Annotated in this window: 23 protein-coding genes and 1 pseudogene; 7 read left to right on the top strand and 17 right to left on the bottom strand. The window is 68.5% G+C overall.

Translation table 11 applies throughout. The annotated features are described in order from the left end of the window. Nucleotides 1-197: 197 nt before the first annotated feature. Nucleotides 198-380: a hypothetical protein gene (locus H7K45_RS14475; protein WP_263996488.1), complete on the top strand. Its 183-nt coding sequence runs from the start codon at nt 198-200 to the stop codon at nt 378-380. A 129-nt stretch (nt 381-509) separates the two neighbouring features. Here H7K45_RS14475 and groL read toward each other — a convergent pair whose 3' ends face one another. Then, the gene (groL, locus tag H7K45_RS14470) at nt 510-2,135 is read right to left on the bottom strand and encodes a chaperonin GroEL (protein ID WP_263996485.1); all 1,626 of its coding nucleotides are present in this window, start codon (nt 2,133-2,135) and stop codon (nt 510-512) included. 95 nt (nt 2,136-2,230) lie between these two features. Beyond that, nucleotides 2,231-2,533: a co-chaperone GroES gene (groES, locus tag H7K45_RS14465; protein ID WP_149480186.1), complete on the bottom strand. Its 303-nt coding sequence runs from the start codon at nt 2,531-2,533 to the stop codon at nt 2,231-2,233. Between the two features lie 256 nt (nt 2,534-2,789). Between groES and H7K45_RS14460 the strand changes: the two genes are divergently transcribed. After that, the gene (locus H7K45_RS14460; protein WP_263996484.1) at nt 2,790-3,401 is read left to right on the top strand and encodes an AAA family ATPase; all 612 of its coding nucleotides are present in this window, start codon (nt 2,790-2,792) and stop codon (nt 3,399-3,401) included. 22 nt (nt 3,402-3,423) lie between these two features. Here the strand turns inward: H7K45_RS14460 and tsaD are convergent, their stop codons facing one another. The 11 genes and pseudogenes from tsaD to H7K45_RS14405 form a co-directional block, all read right to left on the bottom strand. Beyond that, entirely contained in the window at nt 3,424-4,446 is a 1,023-nt protein-coding gene (gene tsaD / locus H7K45_RS14455; RefSeq protein WP_263996483.1) for a tRNA (adenosine(37)-N6)-threonylcarbamoyltransferase complex transferase subunit TsaD, read from the bottom strand. After that, complete coding sequence (gene rimI / locus H7K45_RS14450; protein ID WP_263996482.1) at nt 4,443-4,919, bottom strand: ribosomal protein S18-alanine N-acetyltransferase; 477 nt, start codon at nt 4,917-4,919, stop codon at nt 4,443-4,445. The genes tsaD and rimI overlap by 4 nt, the downstream gene beginning before the upstream one ends. Continuing rightward, nucleotides 4,916-5,539, bottom strand: coding sequence for a tRNA (adenosine(37)-N6)-threonylcarbamoyltransferase complex dimerization subunit type 1 TsaB (tsaB, locus tag H7K45_RS14445; RefSeq protein WP_263996481.1), 624 nt, complete (start codon nt 5,537-5,539; stop codon nt 4,916-4,918). Before tsaB ends, rimI begins: the two co-directional genes overlap by 4 nt. Next, entirely contained in the window at nt 5,536-6,021 is a 486-nt protein-coding gene (tsaE, locus tag H7K45_RS14440) for a tRNA (adenosine(37)-N6)-threonylcarbamoyltransferase complex ATPase subunit type 1 TsaE (protein WP_263996480.1), read from the bottom strand. The genes tsaB and tsaE overlap by 4 nt, the downstream gene beginning before the upstream one ends. Continuing rightward, nucleotides 6,014-7,108: an alpha/beta fold hydrolase gene (locus H7K45_RS14435; RefSeq protein WP_263996479.1), complete on the bottom strand. Its 1,095-nt coding sequence runs from the start codon at nt 7,106-7,108 to the stop codon at nt 6,014-6,016. The genes tsaE and H7K45_RS14435 overlap by 8 nt, the downstream gene beginning before the upstream one ends. Continuing rightward, a complete protein-coding gene (gene alr, locus H7K45_RS14430) occupies nt 7,105-8,274 on the bottom strand; it encodes an alanine racemase (RefSeq protein ID WP_263996478.1) in 1,170 nt (389 codons plus the stop codon). Before alr ends, H7K45_RS14435 begins: the two co-directional genes overlap by 4 nt. A gap of 57 nt (nt 8,275-8,331) precedes the next feature. Next, nucleotides 8,332-9,743: pseudogene (gad, locus tag H7K45_RS14425) on the bottom strand (glutamate decarboxylase). After that, nucleotides 9,736-11,160 (bottom strand): NAD(P)H-hydrate dehydratase, encoded by a 1,425-nt coding sequence (locus tag H7K45_RS14420; RefSeq protein WP_263996476.1) that lies wholly within the window; start codon nt 11,158-11,160, stop codon nt 9,736-9,738. The pseudogene gad and the gene H7K45_RS14420 overlap by 8 nt, the downstream one beginning before the upstream one ends. Nucleotides 11,161-11,226: 66 nt before the next feature. Then, nucleotides 11,227-11,982: a siderophore-interacting protein gene (locus H7K45_RS14415; RefSeq protein WP_263996475.1), complete on the bottom strand. Its 756-nt coding sequence runs from the start codon at nt 11,980-11,982 to the stop codon at nt 11,227-11,229. Between the two features lie 4 nt (nt 11,983-11,986). Further along, on the bottom strand, nt 11,987-12,664 hold the full coding sequence (locus H7K45_RS14410; protein ID WP_263996474.1) for an O-methyltransferase: 678 nt from the start codon (nt 12,662-12,664) through the stop codon (nt 11,987-11,989). Nucleotides 12,665-12,749: 85 nt separating this feature from the next. After that, nucleotides 12,750-13,223 (bottom strand): CGNR zinc finger domain-containing protein, encoded by a 474-nt coding sequence (locus tag H7K45_RS14405; protein WP_263996473.1) that lies wholly within the window; start codon nt 13,221-13,223, stop codon nt 12,750-12,752. A gap of 84 nt (nt 13,224-13,307) precedes the next feature. On the opposite strand from H7K45_RS14405, the gene H7K45_RS14400 reads away from it, so the two are divergent. After that, the gene (locus tag H7K45_RS14400; protein WP_263996472.1) at nt 13,308-14,189 is read left to right on the top strand and encodes an alpha/beta fold hydrolase; all 882 of its coding nucleotides are present in this window, start codon (nt 13,308-13,310) and stop codon (nt 14,187-14,189) included. Here the strand turns inward: H7K45_RS14400 and H7K45_RS14395 are convergent. Both H7K45_RS14395 and glmS read right to left on the bottom strand, forming a co-directional pair. Continuing rightward, nucleotides 14,186-14,932 carry an SDR family NAD(P)-dependent oxidoreductase gene (locus tag H7K45_RS14395; protein WP_263996471.1) on the bottom strand — a complete coding sequence of 249 codons (747 nt, stop codon included), beginning with the start codon at nt 14,930-14,932 and terminating at the stop codon, nt 14,186-14,188. The genes H7K45_RS14400 and H7K45_RS14395 overlap by 4 nt on opposite strands. 10 nt (nt 14,933-14,942) lie before the next feature. Continuing rightward, the gene (glmS, locus tag H7K45_RS14390) at nt 14,943-16,811 is read right to left on the bottom strand and encodes a glutamine--fructose-6-phosphate transaminase (isomerizing) (protein WP_263996470.1); all 1,869 of its coding nucleotides are present in this window, start codon (nt 16,809-16,811) and stop codon (nt 14,943-14,945) included. A gap of 57 nt (nt 16,812-16,868) precedes the next feature. Here glmS and H7K45_RS14385 point away from each other — a divergent pair, with 57 nt between their 5' ends. Together H7K45_RS14385 and H7K45_RS14380 are read left to right on the top strand one after the other, a co-directional pair. Beyond that, the gene (locus H7K45_RS14385; protein WP_263996469.1) at nt 16,869-17,714 is read left to right on the top strand and encodes a dienelactone hydrolase family protein; all 846 of its coding nucleotides are present in this window, start codon (nt 16,869-16,871) and stop codon (nt 17,712-17,714) included. Nucleotides 17,715-17,835: 121 nt separating this feature from the next. Next, a complete protein-coding gene (locus H7K45_RS14380) occupies nt 17,836-19,596 on the top strand; it encodes an HNH endonuclease signature motif containing protein (protein ID WP_308206408.1) in 1,761 nt (586 codons plus the stop codon). Between the two features lie 25 nt (nt 19,597-19,621). On the opposite strand, the gene H7K45_RS14375 is transcribed toward H7K45_RS14380, so the two are convergent. After that, a complete protein-coding gene (locus H7K45_RS14375; RefSeq protein ID WP_263996468.1) occupies nt 19,622-19,864 on the bottom strand; it encodes a hypothetical protein in 243 nt (80 codons plus the stop codon). Between the two features lie 309 nt (nt 19,865-20,173). Then, a complete protein-coding gene (locus tag H7K45_RS14370; RefSeq protein WP_263996466.1) occupies nt 20,174-21,193 on the bottom strand; it encodes an SGNH/GDSL hydrolase family protein in 1,020 nt (339 codons plus the stop codon). 143 nt (nt 21,194-21,336) lie between these two features. Between H7K45_RS14370 and H7K45_RS14365 the strand changes: the two genes are divergently transcribed. Both H7K45_RS14365 and H7K45_RS14360 read left to right on the top strand, forming a co-directional pair. Further along, the gene (locus H7K45_RS14365; protein ID WP_263996465.1) at nt 21,337-22,284 is read left to right on the top strand and encodes an LLM class flavin-dependent oxidoreductase; all 948 of its coding nucleotides are present in this window, start codon (nt 21,337-21,339) and stop codon (nt 22,282-22,284) included. A gap of 7 nt (nt 22,285-22,291) precedes the next feature. Beyond that, nucleotides 22,292-23,125, top strand: coding sequence for a mycofactocin-coupled SDR family oxidoreductase (locus H7K45_RS14360; RefSeq protein ID WP_263996464.1), 834 nt, complete (start codon nt 22,292-22,294; stop codon nt 23,123-23,125). The last annotated feature ends 111 nt before the right edge of the window (nt 23,126-23,236 follow it).

Genomic DNA, 23,236 nt, shown 5'->3' with positions numbered 1-23,236 from the left:
TCCGACCATTCGTAAAGGCGTTAGTCAGGAGCAAAAGCGATTTTACTCATGGCACCACGAATTTGGCGATTAGCCGCTCGTGAGAATGGGCACATCATGGTCACGAAACGCGTTTTCTAAGCCATCTATTAGGTTGGCTTCCTACTTTGAGGGGCATCCACTGCTCAACGCTTGAGCTCACCGGAAAGGCATCGACGATGACGTCCACGATCGAAGTCGGCACCACGCACTGCCCTAGCTGCGCGGCCCCCCTCAATTTCACCCTCGATGCCGTCGAGGGCGGTGGCCTGCGCTACGACGTGACGTGCGCGCCGTGCCAGCAGGTGTACTTCCACGTCAGCACGGAGGCACCTCAGCTGCCCGCCGCGGCAGCCGCCTGACCCTTCATCCGCTCAGTGCACGCATGTTGACGTGCCGTCTCGACGTTCGAGTTCACCACACGTGCACTCGGCACAACGACGAAAGCGCCCCCGGCCACGAGGCCGGGGGCGCTTGTCGTACAGGTCGAACTAGTGCGAGTGGCCGTGATGCCCGTGGCCGTGTCCGTCGTCCTCGACCGGAGCCGGCTTGTCGACGATCGCGGTCTCGGTGGTCAGGATCATCCGCGCCACAGACGCCGCGTTGAGCACGGCGGAGCGGGTCACCTTGACGGGGTCGACGACACCGTCGGCCAGCAGGTCGCCGTAGGTCAGCGTGGCGGCGTTGAAGCCCTGCCCGGCCGGAAGTTCGGAGACCTTGTTGACCACGACCGAGCCGTCCAGCCCGGCGTTGGTGGCGATCCAGAACAGCGGCGAGGACAGCGCGGAGGCGAACACGCCGACGCCGAGTGCCTGATCACCCGAGAGCGATTCGCGCAGCGCCGGGAGAACGGACCCGGCCTGAACCAGGGCGCTGCCACCGCCGGTGACGATGCCCTCCTCGACGGCCGCCTTGGCCGCGGACACCGCGTCCTCGACGGCTTCCTTGCGCTTCTTCAGGTCGGTCTCGGTGGCCGCGCCGACCTTGATGACCGCGACGCCGCCCGACAGCTTCGCCAGCCGCTCCTCGAGCTTCTCGCGATCCCAGTCGGAGTCGGTGGCCTCGATCTCGGACCGCAGCTGAGACTTGCGGGCCTCGATCGCGTCCTGAGTGCCGCCGCCGTCGACGATGACGGTGCTGTCCTTGCTGACGACGACCCGCCGGGCGGTGCCCAGCACGTCGAGGCCTGCCTCGCGCAGGAGCAGTCCGACGTCGGGGTTGACGACCTGGCCACCCGTGACGACGGCGAGGTCGTCCAGGAATGCCTTGCGACGGTCACCGAAGAACGGCGCCTTGACCGCCACGGCCTTGAGCGTCTTGCGGATGGCGTTGACGACCAGGGTCGACAGGGCCTCGCCTTCGACGTCCTCGGCGATGATCAGCAGAGGCTTGCCAGCCTCGGCGACCTTCTCCAGCAGGGGCAGCAGGTCCGGCAGCGAGCTGATCTTCTCGCGGTTCAGCAGCACCAGCGCGTCTTCGAGGACGGCTTCCTGGGTGTCGAAGTCGGTGACGAAGTAGGCGGAGGTGAAGCCCTTGTCGAAGCCGACGCCCTCGGTGACCTCGAGTTCGGTGTTCAGCGTGGAGGATTCCTCGACGGTGACGACGCCGTCGTGGCCCACCTTGGTCATGGCCTCGCCGACCAGTGCGCCGATGACCTCGTCGCGCGAGGACACGGTGGCGACCTGCGCGATGCCGTTCTGATCGCTGACGGGCGTGGCGGCCGACAGGAGCGCCTCGGACACCGCGTCGGCGGCCTTGGCGATGCCGAGGCCCAACTCGATCGGGTTGGAGCCGGCGGCCACGTTGCGCAGGCCGGCCTTGACGAGCGCCTGGGCGAGCACGGTGGCGGTGGTGGTGCCGTCACCGGCTACGTCGTTGGTCTTGGTGGCGACGGACTTGACCAGCTGCGCCCCAAGGTTCTCGAACGGATCCTCGAGGTCGATCTCGCGGGCGATGGTGACGCCGTCGTTGGTGACGACCGGGCCACCGAAGGCCTTGGCCAGCACCACGTGCCTGCCGCGCGGTCCCAACGTCACGCGGACCGCGTCGGCGAGCTTGTCGACGCCGGCCTCCATGGCCCGGCGCGCAGTCTCGTTGAACTCAATCTGCTTGCTCATGATGGTTCTTTCTGTCTACGTAGATGAGACGCAACGCATGCCGCCCCGGACATCACCCGCGTTGACGGGGATCTCCGGGGCGGAATGGGTGATGCTTACTTGGAGACGACTGCCAGCACGTCACGCGCCGACAGAATGAGGTACTCCTCGTTGTTGTACTTGATCTCGGTGCCGCCGTACTTGCTGTAGATGACGGTGTCGCCCTCGGAGACGTCCAGGGGGATGCGCTTCTCGCCATCCTCGTCCCAGCGGCCGGGGCCAACTGCGACGACGGTGCCTTCCTGCGGCTTTTCCTTGGCGGTGTCGGGGATGACCAGACCAGAGGCGGTCGTAGTCTCGGCCTCATTGGCCTGAACGAGGATCTTGTCCTCGAGTGGCTTGATGTTCACGGCCACGATGGAGCCCTCCACATTGATAGGGGTGCGATCCGGGACGATTCCCGGACCTTCACGGATTTCCTGCAGTTGTCGTGTTGTTCGGCATGCGTCCTGGACCTCGACACCGTCGTCGCGGGAGCCGGAGCGGGGTTTGGCCGTCTGCCACTTAGCACTCTATACACGCGAGTGCTAGTACCTCAAGGGTGGGTGCACGGTGATTCGAATCTAGATCATCGCGGCCCTCAGGGGGGCCGGAGACGTCGGTAGCCTCGGCGCCATGCTGGTGTGGATCAACGGCGCGTTCGGTGCGGGCAAGACGCACACCGCCCACGAATTGCACCGCCGATTGGACGGCTCGCGGGTCTCCGATCCAGAACTGCTGGGGTTCGCGCTGCAGAAGATGCTGCCCGCGGCCGCGCGCGGCGACTTCCAGGATCTGCCGCAGTGGCGGACCGCCGGCGCGGCGACGCTGCGGGACGCGGACGCCGCCTCCGGAGGCCCGGTGATCGTGCCGATGACGTTGGTGCGCGACGACTACTTCGACGAGATCATCGGGGGGTTGCGCGCCGACGGAGTCGACGTGCGGCACTATGCGCTGCTCGCGTCGCCGGAGACGCTGCGGCGACGCCTACGGGCCCGGCTGGCCTACGTCGGCGGGCGCCTGGTCGGCCGGGACGAAACGTGGGCCATGCGGCAGATCGACCGCTGCGTGGCGGCCCTGTCCGATGCTCGCTACGCGACGCACGTGCCCACCGACGACCGCAGCGTCGACGAGGTGGTCGAGACCATCGCCGCCGACGCCCAGCTGGAGCTGACCCGGGGGCGCCTGTCGCCCGTGCGCTTCCAAATTCGCCGACTGGGCGTGGCGGTCCGCCACATCCGGCTCTAGTGGCGGTCCGCCACATCCGGCTCTAGGCGACCTGTCCTCGCACGACCGGCAGCCCCGGATCGGTTGCCGCGGTCAGCGACGACGGCGAGGCTCCCGCGGCGATGAGATGCGCGGCGAACGAGGCGATCATCGCGCCGTTGTCGGTGCACAACCGCGGCCTTGGCACGCGCAGCGTCAGACCAGCTGCGGCACAACGCTCTTCGGCGAGCTCGCGCAGCCGCGAGTTGGCCGCCACGCCGCCGGCGATCAGCAGCGTCGACACGCCGAGCGCGTCGGCGGCCCGAACGGCCTTCTTGGTCAGCACGTCGGCGACGGCCTCCTGAAAACCGGCCGCGACGTCGGCCGTCGCGGCCCCGGGATGGGACTCGACGTAGCGTGCCACCGCAGTCTTGAGCCCCGAGAAGCTGAACGCGTAGGGATCGTCCCGCGGACCGGTCATCCCGCGGGGGAAGACGATCGCATCACGATCCCCGGTGCGGGCCAACTCGTCGAGCACCCTTCCCCCCGGGTAGCCGAGGCCGAGTAGCCGGGCGATCTTGTCGTAGGCCTCGCCTGCGGCGTCGTCGACGGTGCTGCCGATCTCGTCGATTGGCTGCCCCAGCGACCGCACGTGCAGCAGGTTGGTGTGCCCACCGGAGACCAGCAGGCCGACACTCTCGGGCAGCGGACCGTGGTCGTAGACGTCGGCGGCGAGGTGGCCGCCGAGGTGGTTCACCCCGTAGAACGGCACCTCCCAGGCAGCGGCGTACGCCTTGGCCGCCGCCACGCCCACCAGGAGCGCACCGGCCAGGCCGGGGCCAATGGTGGCGGCGACGACGTCGGGGCGAGACACCGAGGCCGCGGACAGCGCGCGGCGCATGGTGGGGCCGAGCGCCTCGAGGTGCGCACGGGAGGCGATCTCGGGGACGACGCCGCCGAAGCGGGCGTGTTCGTCGACGCTGGAGGCCACCTCGTCGGCCAGCAGCGTCACCGTGCCGTCGTCGTCGAGTCGGCAGATGCCGACTCCCGTTTCGTCACAGGAACTCTCGATGGCAAGGATGATCATCGAACTCCTCCCCCGGTCGCCTTCTGGGCGTCGCGGCGCATCGTGTACGCGTCGGCGCCGCTGACCCGGTAGTACCGCTTCCGAACACCCATCACGCTGAAGCCGACGCTCTCGTACAGGGCGATCGCCGCAGCGTTGTCGGTCCTCACCTCGAGGAAGACGATGCCCCCGTCGGCGATGTCCAGCAGTCGCTCGAGCAGCACGCGACCGATGCCGCGACCCTGACACCGGGGGTCGACGCCAATGGTGTGCACCTCGTATTCGAACGGGGGTCTGCGGCCCAGCCGGCTCACGCCCGCGTAGCCGACCAGTTCGCCGTCCTCGCGCGCCGCCACGTAGTGGTTGTGCGCGGAGTCCAGCTCCCGGATGAACGCCACGGCGGGCCAGGGGTCGTCGCCGGGAAACAGCTGGGCCTCCAATTCGGCGCAGCGGTCGGCGTCACCGACGGTCAGCGGACCGTACTCCACGGTCATGGTCGCGCCCGCGGTGGCGTGGCGTCCGGACGCCGAAGGTACAGCGGCAGAAGGGGTTCGGGCTCCCTGGCCCAGTCGGCGGCCCGCACCAGACCCGACGCCGTCGGCTGCGTGACCTCCAGCCGGGGCAGCTCGAACAGCGCCGCGTGCTGCGGGGAGCCTGCGACCGCGGACGCGTCGGCCGGCACGTCGGCCGGGGCGTTCACCGCCGGACCGTCGACGCGGACGCCGTCGCGGTAACGCGCCCAGTACACCTCGCGACGGCGGGCATCGGTGACCACCAGCACGTCGCCGGTGGTGTCCACGCCGATGGCGTCGAGGCTGCACACGCCGAACACCGGCACGCCGAGGGCATGCCCGTAGGCCGCGCCGGTCGCCATGCCCACACGCAGCCCGGTGAACGGCCCGGGGCCGCACCCGACGACCACCGCGCCGAGGTCGGCCATTCGAAGACCGGCATCGGCCAGGGCGCCCAACACGTTTGGGGTGAGCTGCTCGGCGTGGGCGCGAGGGTCGACGGTCACCCGCTCCCCGAGGACGTCGACTCCGGACGGGGTGCGACGGACGACACCCGCGGTGACGGCGGGCGTGGCGGTGTCGACGGCCAGGACGATGGTCACGGGCGCGGATCCTCGGCGTCTCGGTGCCACGTCCAGGTCGCGATGCGGACGTCGGTCTGGCCACCGCGCTCGAGCCGGATGTCGAGATGACGCTCCGACAACCGCTCGGCGAGCCCCTCCCCCCATTCGACCACCACGACGGCGTCGTCGAGATCGGTGTCCAGGTCGAGCGAGTCGAGTTCGGCGAGCAGATCAGCCCCGGCGTGGTCGAGCAGGCGGTAGACGTCGACGTGGACCATGGCGGGCGCTCCGCCCCGCCGGGCCGGATGCACCCGCGCCAGCACGAAGGTCGGCGAGGTGACGGCACCCTCGACGTCCATGGCTCGGGCGATTCCCTTGGCCACCACGGTCTTTCCGGCACCCAACGGTCCGGACAGGACGACGACGTCACCGGCGACGAGGTCGGCGCCCAGCCGGGCACCAAACGCCAGGGTGTCCTCGGCGGTGGGCAACTCCGCGGTGCCCGCGAGAAGCTCAGCCATGAGTGCGCACCCGTTCCCGCAGGCGGCGCGTCATCGCGACCAGTTTCGACGGCGTCGCCCGCTGGACCAGTCGCACCAGTGCGTCGTCGACGATCTCGGGCTGCTCCAGCTCGACGAGATGGCCTGCGCCGCCGACGATGACGAGTTCGGACTTCGGCAGTTCCGCCGCCATGGCCTCGGAGTACTCGTGCGGGGTCAGCAGATCGTGGTCGCCGCAGACGATCAGCGACGGCACCTTCGCCAGCACCGGCAGCGCGGCAGTCTCGTCGTGCACCTCGAGGGCATGCAGGAATCCGACCAACGTGGCGATCGGGGTGTCGTGCATCATCCGCTCGGAGAACGCCACGACGCTCTGACTGATCTTGTCGTCGCCGTAGGACGCGGCCCGTAGCACCGGCCCGATCACCGAACTCGCCGCGCCGCGAGTGCGGTGGACGGTCTTGGGTGCGTAGCGCACGGCGAATCGGGCGGCCTCCAACACCGGGTTCTTCAAGACCTCGCCCAGCGGTGATCGCGAAACACCTTCGGCGGCAGAGGAAATGAGGGCGACGCCGACGATGCGGCTCGGATAGTGCTGCGGATACTGCCGGGCGTGGGACAGCACCGTCATGCCGCCCATCGAGTGCCCGACGAGGACCACCGGGCCGCGGGGAGCCATCACCGACAGCACGGCTTCCAGGTCGTGACCCAACTGGGGGACGGTGTAGGTGTGCGGGGACGCCTCACCCGACTGACCGTGACCCCGCTGGTCGTAGAACACCATCCGGACCTGCGAGCCCCACTGTTCGGTGAGCCGCGCCCGCTGAAAGTAGAAGGCCCCCATGCGCAGACAGAATCCGTGGGCGAACACCACCGTCAGCGACGCGTCCTTCGGTCCTACTTCGCGAACCGCGAGCGGCACGCCGTCCGACGTCGTCACCACGCAGCCGCGGTCGGCGTCGAGCAAATCGAAGTCCTCGTCCCGGTGTGGATCCACGTCGGCGACCCGCCGGGTGAGGGAACGCACGACGGTGGTGCCTGCGAGCCCACCGACGGCGGACAGACCCGCGAGGCCGGCCAGCCACTGTCCTCTGCGCTTGCGGCTCAACGGCTTCCACCAGACGAGTCGACATAGGTCCGTGACACCCGCCCGCGCGGGCTGGTGACGACCTCGTAATTGATGGTGCCCAGCGTCGTCGCCCAGTCCTGCGTGGTGGGTTCGCCACGTTCGCCGGGACCGAAGAGGACGGCGTCGTCACCCACGCCGACGTCGACCGGACCCGGCCCCAGGTCGACGACGAACTGGTCCATGCAGATGCGGCCGACGTTCGGCCGCAGGCGCCCGTTGACCAGAACCGACATCCGGCCGCTCAACCCGCGGAACACCCCGTCGGCATATCCCAACGGAATGAGGGCGACGGTGGTGTCGCGCTCGGCGATCCAGGTGTGGCCGTAGGAGACTCCGTCCCCGGCCCGGAGCCGGCGCACGGCGGCCACGGGGCACCTCAACGTCATGGCGGGACGCAACCCCATGTCCCCCATGGCCGGTATCGGCGTCTGGCCGTACACCGCGATGCCGGGCCGAACCAGATCGAAGGCCAGGTCCGTGCGCGTCATGGCGGCCGGCGAATTCGCCAGGTGATGGACCTCGAACGTCACGCCGGCCTCGAGGGCTCGTCGACGCATCTCGGTGAAGCGCTGCGCCTGGCGGTCGTTGACCGGGCTGGTCGGGTCGTCGCCACACGCCAGGTGCGACATCAGGCCGCGCAACCTGATGGCCTCGTCGGAGACCGCGTTGCGCAGCGCGGCCAGCAGGTCGGGGAACTCGGCGGCGCTGGCGCCGTTGCGGCTCAGCCCGGTGTCCACCTTGACGGTGACGGTGGCCGGACGGCCCGTGCGACGGGTGGCCTCGAGCACCTCGTCGAGCTGCCGAATGGAGGAGATCCCGATCTGCACGTCGTTGGTCAGCGCAGGAACGAAGTCCGTTCCCGGCGGGTGCAGCCAGCACAACACCGGGGCGGTGACGCCGTCGCGGCGCAACTCCAGCGCTTCGCCGACGGTCGCGACGCCCAGTTCGGCGGCGCCGGCCTCCACGGCGGCCCGACCCACCTGAGCTGCACCGTGACCGTATCCGTCGGCCTTGACCACGGCCATCACCTCGGCCGAGCCGGCCAGCTCGCGCAGGAGGCGCACGTTGTGCCGGACCGCGCCGAGGTCGACCACCGCCGTCGGCATGGCGGTCGTGGTCGCTGAGTCGGTCGGATGCACGGTCATGTCGTCTGCGATTGTCTCAGAACGGCCGCGGATGCCGCCGGACACCGGCCTCCCGCCCTAGTGGGCGAAGGGTTGCACCCCGTCGAAGTGGCCGTCGGGCTTGAGCTCGTCGAGGGTCTTGAGGACCGTCAAGGTGTCGTCCTTCAGCGCCCTGGCCAGATCGGTCGAGAAGCCCTCGCGGACCACGATCCGCAGCACCGTGACGTCGGTGGCGTCGTCCGGCATCGTGTAGGCGGGCACCTGCCAGCCGTAGGCGCGCAACGCGTGCGAGACGTCGAACTCCGTGTAGCCGCGGGTGCCCTTGAGCTTGAAGGCCACCACCGGGATCGCCGAGCCGTCGGAGATCAGCTCGAAGTGCTCGCTCATCCGCAGTTGATCCCCGAGCCACCGCGCGGTCTGCGACAGGCAACTCATCACCTGGCCGTATCCGGCCCGGCCGAGCCGCAGGAAGTTGTAGTACTGGCCGATGACCTGGTTGCCACCCTTGGAGAAGTTCAGGGTGAACGTCGGCATGTCGCCGCCGAGGTAGTTGACACGGAAGACCAACTCCTCGGGCAGGTGTTCGGCGTTGCGCCACACCACGAAACCGATGCCGGGATAGGTCAGGCCGTACTTGTGGCCGCTGACGTTGATCGACACCACGCGGGGCAAGCGGAAGTCCCACACGACGTCGGGGTGCAGGAACGGGACCACGAACCCACCGCTGGCGGCGTCGACGTGCACGGGAACGTCCACTCCCCCCTTCGCGGCCAAATCGTCCAGGCAGGCACAGATCTCGGCGACCGGTTCGAGTTCACCGGTGTAGGTGGTACCGAGGATGGCGACCACGCCGATGGTGTCCTCGTTCACCGCGTCCAAGACCTGCTCCGGGGTGATGACGTAGCGACCCTCCTCCATCGGCAGGTAGACGGGCTCGACGTCGAAGTACCGGCAGAACTTCTCCCACACCACCTGAACGTTGGAGCCCATCACCAGGTTTGGCCGTCTGCTCCGCCAGCCGTCCTTGCCGTCGCCGACCTTGCTGCGCCATCGCCAGCTCATCGCCAGACCGGCCAGCATCACCGCTTCGCTCGAGCCGACCGTGGAGACGCCGACGGCGCTGTTGGGGTCGTCGTCGCGAAGGTTCTCGGCGTGGAAGAGGTCGGCGACCATGCACACGCAGCGCTGTTCGATGGCCGCGGTCGCCGGATACTCGTCCTTGTCGATCATGTTCTTGTCGAACGTCTCGGCCATCAGCTTCTCGGCCTCGGGGTCCATCCACGTCGTGACGAACGTCGCAAGATTCAGGCGCGAGCTGCCGTCGAGCATGAGCTCGTCGTGGATGAAGCGGTAGGCGGCCTGTGGGTCCATCGAGTCCTCGGGCATCCGCAACGTCGGTACGGGAGACGTGGACAATCGGCCGGTGTAGGCCGGTGCGATCGAGGCCGACGGGCTGAGCCTGGGTGACATCTGGTGACCCTTCTAGAGATTGGCGACGGACGAACGAATGTGGCCGAGGATTCCGGACGCCGAGGTGGGCGCCGGTCGCGGTCCGGGGCTCTCGGCCGACAAGCCCGCGGCACGCGCGTGGACGAAGGCGGCCATCGCGGCGGCCTCACAGCTGGGCAGCCCGGCGGCCAGAAGGGATCCGATCACGCCGGACAGCACGTCACCCGAGCCCGCGGTCGCCGCCCAGGACTGACCGGCGGGGTTCAGGTAGACCCTGTCGGCGCAAGCTTCCGCGACGACGGTGACGTTCCCCTTCAGCAGCACCGTCGCGCCGTACTGGTCGGCCAACGCGCGCGTCGCGCCCACCCGGTCGTCCCCGGGCGGGTGGCCGGCCAACCGGGCGAACTCACCGGCGTGCGGCGTGAGCACCGTGGGCGCGGTGCGTCCGTGCAGGAGGTCGGGATGGGCGGCCAGCACCGTCAGTGCGTCGGCGTCGACCACCACCGGAAGGTCGGTGCCCAGTGCGAACCGCAGGGCACCCTCCCCGGCGTCGTCGGTGCCGATCCCTGGGCCGACCACCCACGCCTGCACACGGCCGGCGTCCTGCGCCGAGGACGTCGCGATGACCTCCGGCCAATGCGAAACCACCTCGGCGTCAGCGGTTCCCGCGTAACGCACCATGCCGGAGGTGGCGGCGACGGCGGCACCGGTGCACAGGATCGCCGCGCCAGGGTAGGTAGCCGAGCCGGCCAGCACGCCGGTGACGCCCTGGGTGTACTTGTCGTCGTGCGGCCCGGGTGTCGGCCAGCGTCCGGCGACGTCGGCGGCCTCCAGACTGACCAGGTCGGAGTCGGGCAGGTCCAGACCGATGTCGACCAGTTCGACACGGCCGCAGTCACCAAGGGCATGCACGGGTTTGCGACCGCCGAAGGTGACGGTCAGGGCGGCCCGTACGTGGGGTCCGTCGGCGGCGCCGGTGGCGACGTCGACCCCGCTGGGCAGGTCGACGGCCACGACGGGGATGCCCGCGGCCTCGACGGCGGCGAACACCGCCGCGGCGTCCGGGCGCAGGGGGCCGGTCGCGGAGATGCCGACGACGCCGTCGAGCACCAGATCGGTTGACGGCGGGACGGTTTCGACGACTCGGCCGCCGGCGCGACGGAAGGCAGCCAAGCCCTCACCGTGTACGCGCTGAGGGTTGAGCACGATCGCCGAGGCCGAGACGCCACGGCGCCGCAGGAACGTGGCGGCCCAGAGGGCGTCGCCGCCGTTGTCACCGGACCCCACGACGGCACAGACGTGGCGGCCCGCGACGCCGCCGGTACGGGCGTGCAGTTCACGGGCGACCGCACCCGCGAGACCGTGGGCGGCGCGGCGCATGAGGACGCCGTCGGGCAAGCTGGCCAGCAGCGGCGCCTCGGCCGCGCGGATGACATCCGCGGAGTAGTAGTGCCGCACCCGGCCCACGTTACGTCGTCATCCTGGACGGCAACCGTGGAACGCGTCGGCGGCGCGGATGCCGTCTCAATCCATGCCGACACGACCGGGCGTCCAGAAGGGCTTGGTGACGACGTGGCGCCGATCCCAGCCCCGTTCCTCGACCAGAATGCTGCGAAGGCGCTGGACGGTCCGAGCCTCACCGGCGAGGTACGCCACTCCGGGATGGCGGGGCAGACGAAGCCCGCGCACGGCGTCGGCCAGTACCGCGGAGTCGGCGGCCGTTCCGGCGCGTTCGACGTGAGTCAGGTGACGGGACAGGGGTAGCGGGGTGGCACCCGACTCGCCCTCGATGACACCGTGCACCTCGGCCCCGGCGGGCAGCGCGCGCAGCATCGCGGCGAACGCGACCGACGCCGTCTCGTCGCCCGCGAAGACGTGGTGGGACGCGTCCGGGCGGACCACGAACTTGCCCTCGGGGCGGCCGAAGGTCACCTCGTCACCGACGGAAACCCCTGCTGCCCAACGCTTTGCCGGCGTCGAGGGATGGGCGTGATCGAACATCACAATGTCGAGAGTGCCCTCGTCGGGGTCGGCCTGGTAGATCGAGTAGGTGCGCAGCGTGTCCCGCACGCGCAGTCGAATCAGCGACTCGCGAAAGCCGGCCACCTGCACCCTGACGTGTTGACCGGGCGTCCAGGTCAGCCCTTCCAGCCGGGGCCCTCGCAGTCGAATGCGACGCATGGTCGGGGTGAGATGGTCGACGGCGTCGACCCTGGCGGCCAGGACGAGCGCATCGCGCACCGCGGCGTAGAACGGAATCGCGTTGGCGAGTGTGGCCATCGATTCAGGCCGTCCGCACGGAGAGTTCGTTGCCGCGGCCCGCATCGAACGGCAGCGCGACCGAGCGGTAGCCGTTGCGTGGGTCGCGGACGTATCGCAGGTAGTCACCCGAGGCGTTCTCGCCGACCACGAGCGCACCGGGGCGCAGTCGATGTTCGAGTCCGTGGAGCACCGGCAGGTAGAGGCTGAACGCCCCGTCGAGCAACACCAGGTCCACCTCCTCGATGTCGTCGCGCAGCGTCTCCAGGGCGTCTCCGACGCGGACATCGACGAGGTCGGCCAGTCCCGCGGCGGCCAGATTCTCCATGGCCCGCCGGGCCTTGGTGGGCTCCAACTCGGTGCCGACGAGGCGACCGCCGCCGTTGTCGCGCAGCGCTGCGGCGAGGTAGATGGTCGAAATGCCGAAGGACGTGCCGAACTCCACGACGTTCCTGGCCTGCCTGGCCCGCGCGCAGACGTAGAGGAACTGCCCGAATTCAGCCGAGACGTTCAGGTAATTGGCGGCGAATCCGTGGTAGAGCCCGCGGTAGTCGACGGCCTCCCTGGCCAATATCTCGGCCACGGGATCACCGTCACCCCATCCGTCGGCGACCTGCGCCATCAGCGCCCCGTCGGCGGTTGCAGCCTCGTCGAACAAGCGGGTCAACACACCGGCCACCGGGGCCAAGTCGAGAGTGTCCATGCCGTCGCCTCCATCAAGTTAGGTGACCCTTACTTGACGGGACCCTACGCGCCCAGGCGGCCCGCCAGAGGGCTACGTCGGTGGGCTACGTCGCCTTGCCCGCGGCCCGCCCGTAATGGCGCCGCGCCTTCATCCGGTTGCCACAACTGGTCATCGAGCACCACCGGCCGGTGCCGCCACGGCTGCGGTCGAGCAGGAACAGATGGCATTCGCCGTTGGCGCAGGGCCGCAGCCGGCCGGGCATGGTGGACTGCAAGTTGCCCCAGGCGAGGACCATTCGCGCTTCCCAGCTGGCGTCGAGGCGCCACGTCACGACGTCGTCGACGATCTCGGGCGACTGGGTGACGCCGCGCAATCGAGAGCCGAGGACCGTGCCGGCGGCCTCGCCGCGCACCACTTGCTGCAGGTCGTCGCGAAGAGCCCGCACGTCCTGCACACGCCGCGCGGCAGCCCCGTGGGCACGCAGCCAGGCGCCGTCGAGCGTGTCGGTGGGGACGCCCTCGACGACGGGCGTGGTGTTCAACAACTCGAGCAACGCCTCTGACCAGTCCATCTCCATCTAACCATCATAGACGACTTGACAGGTTAGGTCGAGGCGCGTTCACTCTCCCATAACCGGTAAAGACAATCGAAGGGGTTAGACATGAGCAGTTCGGCTTACCGCACGCACCACCGTTACGCCGAAATCGCCGGGCGCCAAATCTTCTATCGCGAGGCTGGCTCACCCGAAGCACCGGCCATCGTGCTGTTGCACGGCACGCCGGCCAGTTCGCACATGTACCGCAACCTCATCCCGGCCCTGGCCGACCACTATCACGTCATCGCACCCGACTACCCGGGCTTCGGGCAGTCCGACCGGCCCACCGTCGACGAGTTCGACTACACCTTCGACGCGCTCGCCGACCACGTCGACGCGCTGCTCGACCACGTGGGCCTGACCCGCTACGCGCTCTACGTGCAGGACTACGGCGCACCCGTCGGATGGCGGCTGGCGTTGCGCCACCCTGAGCGCGTCGCCGCCGTCGTCACCCAGAACGGGAACGCCTACGTCGAAGGGTTCGTCGGCGACGCCATGGAACCGCTGTTCGCCTACGGCCGCGACCGCTCGCAGGCCAACGCCGACGTGCTGCGCGGACTCATCAGCCCCGAGGGCCTGAAATGGCAGTACACGCACGGTGTTTCGGATCCAACCGTGGTCGACCCCGACTCGTGGACCACCGCACACGCCGCGGTCGCCGACACCGAGGACGCGATCGCGATCCAGCTCGAGTTGTTCGCCGACTACATCACCAACGTCGAGCTCTACCCACGGGTGCACGAGTACTTCCGCACCTCGCGGGTGCCGGTCCTGGCCGTATGGGGCCGCAACGACGAGATCTTCGGACCGGCTGGCGCACTGGCCTTCACCGGCGACCTACCCTCGGCCGAAGTCAACCTGCTCGACGGCGGGCACTTCCTGTTGGAGAGCCAGCTCGACGCCGTCGTGACGCTGATGCGGCCGTTCCTGGCCACCCACCTGCGCTAGCGGATCTCCGAGGCGGCAACCCATTCCGTCGGCCGCAACAGGATGATCTCGGGGATGACGCACGCTTTGGACACCCTGGTGGTGAACCGGATGGCCTCGGCGACGTCGTCGGGACTGATCATCTCGACGGCGCCACCGGCTCGATACGGGTCGGCCATCGGGGTGTCGACGAGGCCCGGGCAGATGGCCGTCGCCTTGATGCCCTCGCCGGCCAACTCGTCGTGCAGGGCCTCGGTGTAGCCCACCACCGCGGCCTTGGTCGCGGAATACGTAGCGAGACCGGCTTCTCCGCGCTTGCCCGCGTTGGAGGCGGTGTTGACCACCTGCGCGCTGCCACGGCGGCTCGCGGCGCTGCGCAACATCGGCAGGCACTTGTCGGTCAGCAGGATGACCGCGCGGATGTTCGTCGTCAGGTGCTCGTCGACGAAGTCGGCGGTCTGCTCGCCCACCGGCCGACTCTCCGCGATGCCTGCGTTGTTGACGAGCAGGTCGAGCGATCCAAAACGCGCCGAGTGACGCTCGACGATCTCGTCGAGGAAGCCCTCCTCGGACAACGATCCCGACAGCCAATGCACCTCGGGCCCACCGGGTTCGACGAGGGAGTCGGCCACCGCGCGGAGCTTGTCCGCACTTCGGCCGACCATCGTCACGGCGAAGCCCTCGTCGACCAAGACGCGGGCGATCGCCCGTCCGATGCCCCCGGAGGCTCCGGTCACGACGGCGCTACGCACGTCACTGGACACCGGCAATCCCCTATTCGACGGTGACGGACTTGGCCAGATTGCGCGGTTTGTCGACGTCGTAACCGCGCGCCTGGGCCACCCCGGCGGCGAACACCTGCAGCGGGATCGTCGACAGCAGCGGCTGAAACAGCGTGGAGACCGCAGGCATCTCGATGAGGTGATCGGCGTAGGGCCGCACGGTGTCGTCGCCTTCCTCGGCGATCACCACGGTGACCGCGCCGCGTGCCTGAATCTCGCGAATGTTGCTCAGCAGCTTGCTGTGGAGCATCGCGGCGTTCTTCGGCGAGGGCATCACGACGATGACCGGCAGATCGTCCTCGATCAGCGCGATCGGTCCGTGCTTGAGCTCACCGGCCGCGAAGCCCTCGGCGTGCATGTACGCCAGCTCCTTGAGCTTGAGCGCACCTTCGAGCGCGACGGGGTAGCCGACGTGGCGACCGAGGAACAGCACGGTCTGCGACTGCGCGAAGCGGTGCGCCAGCGCCGTCACCGGCTCCATGCACGTCAGCACCCGGCCGATCAGGTCGGGCATGGCTTCGAGTTCGGCGAACTCCCTGGCCACCTCGTCGGGGTACTTGGTGCCGCGGGCCTGAGCCAACGCCAGCCCGACGAGGTAGTTGGCGGCAACCTGCGCCAGGAACGTCTTGGTCGACGCCACGCCGATCTCCGGTCCGGCCCGGGTGTAGAGCACGGCGTCGCATTCGCGTGGGATCTGGGAGCCGTTGGTGTTGCAGATGGCCAGCACCTTGGCCTTCTGCTCCTTGGCGTGGCGCACCGCTTCCAGCGTGTCGGCGGTCTCGCCGGACTGCGAGATCGCGATCACCAGCGTGCTGCGGTCCAGCACCGGGTCGCGGTACCGGAACTCGCTGGCGAGCTCCACCTCGACAGGCAGCCGCGTCCAGTGCTCGATGGCGTACTTGGCCAGCAGCCCCGAGTGGTACGCGGTGCCGCACGCGACGATGAACACCTTGTCGATCTCACGCAGTTCCTGATCCGAGAGGCGCTGCTCGTCGAGCACGATACGACCGTCGGCGAAGTGCCCCAGAAGGGTGTCGGCGACCGCGGCGGGCTGCTCGGCGATCTCCTTGAGCATGAAGTACTCGTAGCCGCCCTTCTCGGCGGCCGAGAGATCCCAGTCGATGTGAAACGGGCGAGCCGCGGCGTCGTCGCGGTGGCCGTGGAAGTCGTAGATCTCGTAGCCGTCGGCGGTGATCACCACGGCCTGGTCCTGGCCCAGTTCGACGGCCTCGCGGGTGTGCTCGATGAACGCGGCGACGTCGGAGCCGAGGAACATCTCCCCGTCGCCGACACCGACCACCAGCGGGGTGGAGCGCCGAGCCGCCACGATGGTGCCCGGATCGTCGGCGTTGGCGAACACCAGAGTGAAGTGCCCCTCCAGCCGCGGCAGGACGGCCATCACCGAGCCGGTGAAGTCGCCCGCGGTCGGGCCGTGGTGGTACTGCCAGGACACCAGGTGGACGGCGACCTCGGAGTCGGTGTCGCTGGCGAACTCGACGCCCCGGGCCTCCAGCTCGCTACGCAGCGACGCGAAGTTCTCGATGATGCCGTTGTGGACCACGGCGATCTTGCCTGCGGCGTCACGATGTGGGTGGGCGTTGCGGTCGGTCGGCCTGCCGTGGGTGGCCCAGCGGGTGTGGCCCATTCCGGTGCTGCCGGTCAGCCCGTCGGAATCGGCTTCGGCCAGCGCCGACTCCAGGTTGGCCAGCCGACCGGCCCGCCGGCGCACCTCCATGCCGCCGTGCCCGTCGAGCAGGGCTACACCCGAGGAGTCGTAGCCCCGATACTCCATCCGACGCAGCGCGTCGACGACGATGTCTCGGGCAGGACGCTGTCCGACGTAGCCGACGATTCCGCACATGACTGTTCAGGGTAGTGCAAGACGTCCTGCCGACCTGGTGTGAGCTACGGTCATCGGGTGGCCAAGACGAAGAAGCTCTTCGCTGCGTTGACCCGCCGGGGACCGCACCGCGTGTTGCGCGGCGACCTCGCGTTTGCCGGTCTGCCAGGGCTGGTCTACGCCCCCGAGAAGGGGATGAACCTCCCCGGTGTGGCGTTCGGGCACGACTGGCTGGTCGCCGCAGACCGGTACGCAGGAACCCTGGAACACCTGGCGTCCTGGGGCATCGTCGCCGCCGCACCCAGCACCGAGACGGGCTTCGCGCCGTCGGTGCTCAACCTGGCGTACGACCTCGGGACGACGCTGGACATCATCTCCGGCGTACGCCTGGGACCGGGTCAGATCAGCGTGCATCCCACCAAGCTGGGGGTCGCCGGCCACGGTTTCGGCGGCTCGGCGGCCGTATTCGCCGCGGCCGGGATGTCGGGCCGGGTCAAGTGCGCCGCGGCGGTGTTTCCCACCGTCACCAAGCCTGCGACCCAGCAGCCCGCGTCGTCGCTGCGGGTACCCGGCCTGATCCTCTCCGACCCGGGTGATCCGATGTCGCTGCGATCCAACGCCGTCGAACTGGCCAGGGCATGGCGACCCGCGACGCTGCGCCAGGTCGACAAGGTGACCGCGGGTGGTTTGGTCGAGGGCCGTCGCGTGGCCCGGGCGTTCAAGCTGCCGGGCGCCGACAAGGGCACCCAGAAGATCGTGCGTGCCCTGCTGACGGGTTACCTGTTGCACGAACTGGCCGGCGACAAGGCCTACCGCGACTTCGCCGACCCGCAGGTCGCGCTACCCAAGGCCGGCGTCCTCGACCCGTTCGCCGACGATCCGGTGGAACTGGAGAACAAGGTCGTCGCGCTGCTCAAGCCGTAGCAATAGCACTCGGTACCGGCATTTGCGGGCGCTTGGCCGGGGTTGTCCACAGTCCGGCGTTCATCCACAGAACGCCTGTAGCAGAACGCTTTTCGTCGTACCCGCGCCGTAAACTGGGTTCATGTTCGACGACCTGGTGGACGCCACGACCGGCACCCGCGGTGCCGGGGCGCTGTCGACGTGGGCACGGGTGGAGAACGCGGCCTGCGCCCACCGGGTGGCGACGATGGCCGCCATGCTCGACGAGGCACATGCCGCCTCCGGGTCCGCCGACCGCGACCAATGGTGCCTCGACAACCTCGACGCCGTCGCCGCCCACATCGGCGCCGCACAAAACATCACCCCCGGCACCGCCACCCACCAACTGTTGATCGCGGTCGCACTGCACGACCGGTTCCCGAAAGTGGCCGCGGTGTTCGCCGAGGGCCTCATCACCTACGCGTTGGTGAAGACCGTCGTGCACCGCGGCGCCCTCGTGATTGACCCCGACGCACTGCGGGCGTTGGACGGCCTGCTGGCGCAGGCGTTCGGGGACTGGGAGCCGCGGTCGGTCGACAAGACCGAGAAGGCCATCGACTTCTTCGTCCACCAGGTCGACCCGCAGGCCCTCCGACGGGACGAGACCAAGGCACGGGGTCGCTCCGTCGACGTCAGGATCGAGGAGGACGGCAGCGGCCTGGCCACCATCTTGGCCACCCTGTTCGCCCACGACGCCAAAGCATTCCAGACACGACTGAAGAACCTGGCCGCCACCGTCTGCCCAGCCGATCCGAGGACCGCCGACCAGTTGCGTGCCGACGCCATCGGGGCCATCGGGACCGACCGGATGGCCTGCCTGTGCGGCAAGGACGACTGCCAAGCGGCGCAGAACCCGCCCGCCACCGGCGTGGTGGTCTACGTGATCGCCAGCGACGAGACGCTGGCTGAGCCGACCGCGACGCCGGAGCCCGAGCCGCCTGCGTCGAGGCCAGAGACACCGGCGCCGCCACGGGACGACGTACCGAAGGATGATGGTGAGCCCGAGGTATCTGACCAGACTGCAGGCGACGGAGTCGATTCCTTGCCCGTGTCCGCTCAAACCGCGCCGCGACGTGAATCACGCGCAGCTGCGCCTGCTTCCCACGCCGAGCGTGACGCCATCGACGGGGACGAGCCGCCGCTGTTCGACAAGCCCCTTCGCGACCTCACCCTCACCGAGGCGATGACCCCAGCTCCCGCCCGGCTGGCCTCACTGCGCCCCGCGGCGATGATGGGCGGCCAATTCCTGCCCGGTGCCGTCGCCTGCCGCGCCGCCGTCGGGGCGACCATCACCCGCATCGTGCACCCCGGGCAAGCCCCACCAGAGAATCGGTACCGACCGTCGAAGAAGCTGGCCGACTTCATCCGCTGCCGCGACATGACGTGCCGCTTCCCGGGCTGCCGTGTGCCCGCCAGCCAGACCGACGTCGATCACACGATTCCGTGGCCACACGGACCGACCGCGGCCTCCAACCTCAAATGCGTCTGCCGTCGACACCACCTACTCAAGACGTTCTGGGGTGGTGAGAATGGTTGGCGAGACAGGCAACTGGACGACGGCACCGTTGCCGTCGACACCACCTACTCAAGACGTTCTGGGGTGGTGAGAATGGTTGGCGAGACAGGCAACTGGACGACGGCACCGTCATCTGGACCGCACCCGACGGCCAAGAGTTCGTCACCACGCCGGGCAGCCGACTGCTGTTCCCCGAACTGTCCGCACCCACCGCCACGGTCACGACGACCGGACGACCCACACCGCACACCGCCGGGCTCACCATGCCCCGCCGCAGAACCACCCGCGCCCAAGATCAGGCCCATCGCATCGCCGCCGAACGGCAACTCAACGAGACCTGAGGTCTGAGCGAATACGCCCGTGCCGGCGCCGATCAGAGACCGCTGCCCCCGACCGGTGCCGTGCTACCCGCGGGACCGTAGGGACCGTTCTGTGGCCCCGGGTCTACCTGGGGAGGTGTGGCCACGATTGCGGCGCTGCCACCGTCGTCGCACACGGTGACAGTCGGATCGGGGTTGCACGATCCGTCGTCGGCACTGGCCAACGGCGCCATCATCACGGGTGCAACGGCCGTGGTCGCGAGGGCCGCGAGCGCTGCGAGGAATTTCTTGGACATGGTTCTTCTCCATTCGGAACACAGGAATTGGCGCCTCGGGCAAATCGCCGAAGGTGACGATTAGATATCCACATCCCCCGTGGGCCAAACCGCATCGCGACGGCGCGTAATAGTTGGGAAATGGACGGAGGCATCGGAATCGTATTGACGGTGAATGCAATTCACGGCCGTCTGTTCTCGAGCTGACAACCGACTCACAGCTCCGTTGGCGTACACGCGTGCCGTCCGGTTCGGGCACGCCGGATGAGACGACACGAGTGGCAAACGACGAAACGGTCGGCGGCTGGCACGCTCGGCGAACCAGGAGCGCTACTCCGCCAAGCCGATCTGCCGCAGGACGTACTCGCCGAGCAACTCGTTGGCATGCGTGGTCATGTGCTCCGCAGCGGCGAACACGTAGGTGCGGTCGGCGTCTGGGGACTTCATCTGCGATGCGTCGCAGTAGTCCTGATCGGGCTTGGCGCACGCGTCCTCATTGGCACCGTGGGTGAACCCGTAGCGGTCTGCGTTCTGCAGCAAGTCGTTCACGAACGCCTCGGTGTCGACGATCTGGATTCGCGGATCGGGTGGCAACGACGCCAGCAATGTCTGGTTGTACACCGCGCCGAGCTCGCCGACGTACCGGCGGGCCGCGTCCGTGCGGAACCACGGGTCCAGGCTGGTGTCGAACAGCTTGAACACCAGGAGTCGGTGCGCACCGTTGTCGAGGATCGTCCTAGCGGTCTGCGCCTCGTCGACGGCCGCGGTCTGCACCCGCGCCCGTGCACTGACCATGACGTCCTCGCCAGCAGACACGTCGTCGCGCAGGGACTGCGCGAGTTCCGGGTTCTTGGTCGGGTCGTAGTCGTAGGCCACGTCGTTGGTGCCGACGTAGAGGGTGACCACCTGGTTCGGCGTGAACGACCCGTGCTGTCGCATGTAGCGGTCGACCTGCACCACCGTCGAGATCGGCGTGCCCTCGGGATCGTCCGACACCGTCGAATAGGCGCTGTTGGCCCGCGCGCCACCCTCGGCGTAGTTCAACCCGCCCGGCCCTGGCAGACCCGGCTTGCCCTGGTAGACATCGCCATACGAGGTGACGTGCTCGTTGGGCTCCTCTGATTGGCCGAGCCGCTCCGCGACGTGCTGCGCCCACGTCCTCCCCGGCATCGTGGTGAACCGGAAGCCATATGTGCCCGCGTCAGTCAGGCTGTCGCCGAAGAACACCGCCTGGGTGATCGCGGGTCCATCCGCCGTATCCGCATGCGCCTCCGATGGCACCGCACCGGCCGCCAGCAGTACCGCGCTCGCGCCTGATGCCAACGTGCGCCTGATGATCGAACTGACCATGTCCCCGCCCCCTCTAAAGATGTTGTCGCCAAACGATACCGGGATGACCCGCGTGATTCGGGCTTCACTGTGTGCACCCTGCCAGGTGAGGCTTGCACGGATTGCGCCTTACAGTCCGACGACCGGCTCGACAGGCTGATGTCATGGCATCCTTGGGATTCAAGGTCGACGCACGCCCGGCAGACGACGTGATGGCGTTGAGCCGGTTGGTCGAGGCCGCCCGCTTCGACGAGCTGTGGTTCTGCGAGGACTTGGGCCTGGCGGGGGGCATCGCCCAGGTCGCCGCGGCTCTCGCCGTCACCAACCGGGTCGAGGTCGGTCTCGGCATCGCTCCCGCCGCGGTGCGCAACCCGATGTACCTCGCCATGGAGTTTGCATCACTTGCGCGCCTGTCCGGCAACAGATTCCATGCCGGCATCGGTCACGGCATGCCGCGGTGGCTACGTCAGGTAGGTCAGCATCCCGACAGCCTCATGACATGCATGGCCGAGGTGTCCGAAGCAGTGCACGAGCTTCTCGCGGGACGTCGCGTGAGCGTCGACGGCCGCCACGTACACCTCGACGGGGTGCGTCTCGACCACCCACCTCTGGTGACGCCCCCGCTGAGTCTCGGCGTTCGCGGCCCACGGGGCGTCGAACTGGCGAAGACGCTCGGGCTCGGCGTCATCCTCGCCGAGGGGTCGTCTCCGGGCTACGTCGCGCAGGTACGCGAGACGCTCGGACCCGAGCTGCCGATCACGGTGTTCACCTGGTGCAGTCTCGACGACGACGATCCTTCAGCCGCATGCGACCGCATCTGGCCCACGGTCCACACCGCACTAGGCAAGCCGTCGATGGCCCACCAACTCGGTGACCGGTTCCAGAATTCGCCGCCCCGGGAATCGATCTCAGAATTGAGCGTGTCGGGCGACGCGGCGACGTGTCTCGAATCGATTCAGCGGCTCGCCGACGGTGGCGCAGACCGTGTGGTGCTGCAACCCGTCCGAGGGCGAGAAGAGGACCAAATCGCGCAGTTTGGCGCCCGAGTCCTCCCCCATCTGATGGCGCGTTCCACGACACGCGTGGCGCCACGGGAAGCACGTCGACGATAGGAGAAACATGGGTCAGCTCAACGGCAAAGTCGCCTTCATCACGGGTGTCGCACGCGGACAGGGTCGGTCTCATGCGTTGACCCTTGCGCAGGAGGGAGCCGCGATCATCGGGCTCGACCTGTGCGCCAAGCCGACCTCGACGGCGTATCCCGGCGCCTCCGAGGACGACCTACGGGAGACGGTCCGTCTGGTGGAGGAGATCGGCGGCGAGATCTTCGTCGACGTCGCCGACACGCGGGACTACGAACAGGTGCGCGACGTCTTCGACAGGGGTCTGGAGCGATTTGGTCGGGTCGACGTGGTCATCCCCAACGCGGGCATCTGCTCGGGTGCCAAGACCTGGGAGATCAGCCCACGGGATTGGCGGGAGATGGTCGACATCAACCTCAACGGCGTCTTCCACACGGTCAAAGCCGCCATCCCACAGCTCATCTCGCAGGACGAGGGCGGCAGCATCGTGTTCATCGGTTCCACCGAGGCACTCAAGGGCGCGGAGAACATCTCCTCGTACGCGGCGTCGAAGCACGGGGTCACGGGATTGATGACCTCATTGGCTCGAGAATTGGGACGTCACCGAATCCGTGTCAATTCGGTCAATCCCACCTGCGTCGACACCCACATGATCAACAACGACTTCGTCTACGGGCTGTTTCGACCCGATCTGGAACGACCGACACGTGACGACGTCATCGGCACGTTCGCCGACACCCATCTGTTGCCGGTTCCGTGGATCGAACCACGAGACGTCAGCAATGCGATCCTCTATCTGGTGACCGAACCCGGTCGCTACATCACGGCCACCACGCTGGTCGTCGATGCGGGGTTCATCGTCAAGTCCTAGGTGGTCGAGGAACGGCAGTCCTCCCGCTCGGTGCGGGAGGGCTGCTTGCGCGTTGCGTCACAGTGGTCTTGGCACACCGAACGGCGCCGTCCGGAGGGGACTCCGAACGGC

The organism is Mycobacterium yunnanensis, from assembly GCF_025823185.1.
Classification (GTDB): domain Bacteria; phylum Actinomycetota; class Actinomycetes; order Mycobacteriales; family Mycobacteriaceae; genus Mycobacterium; species Mycobacterium yunnanensis.
This window is presented reverse-complemented; position numbering and strand designations above follow the sequence as displayed.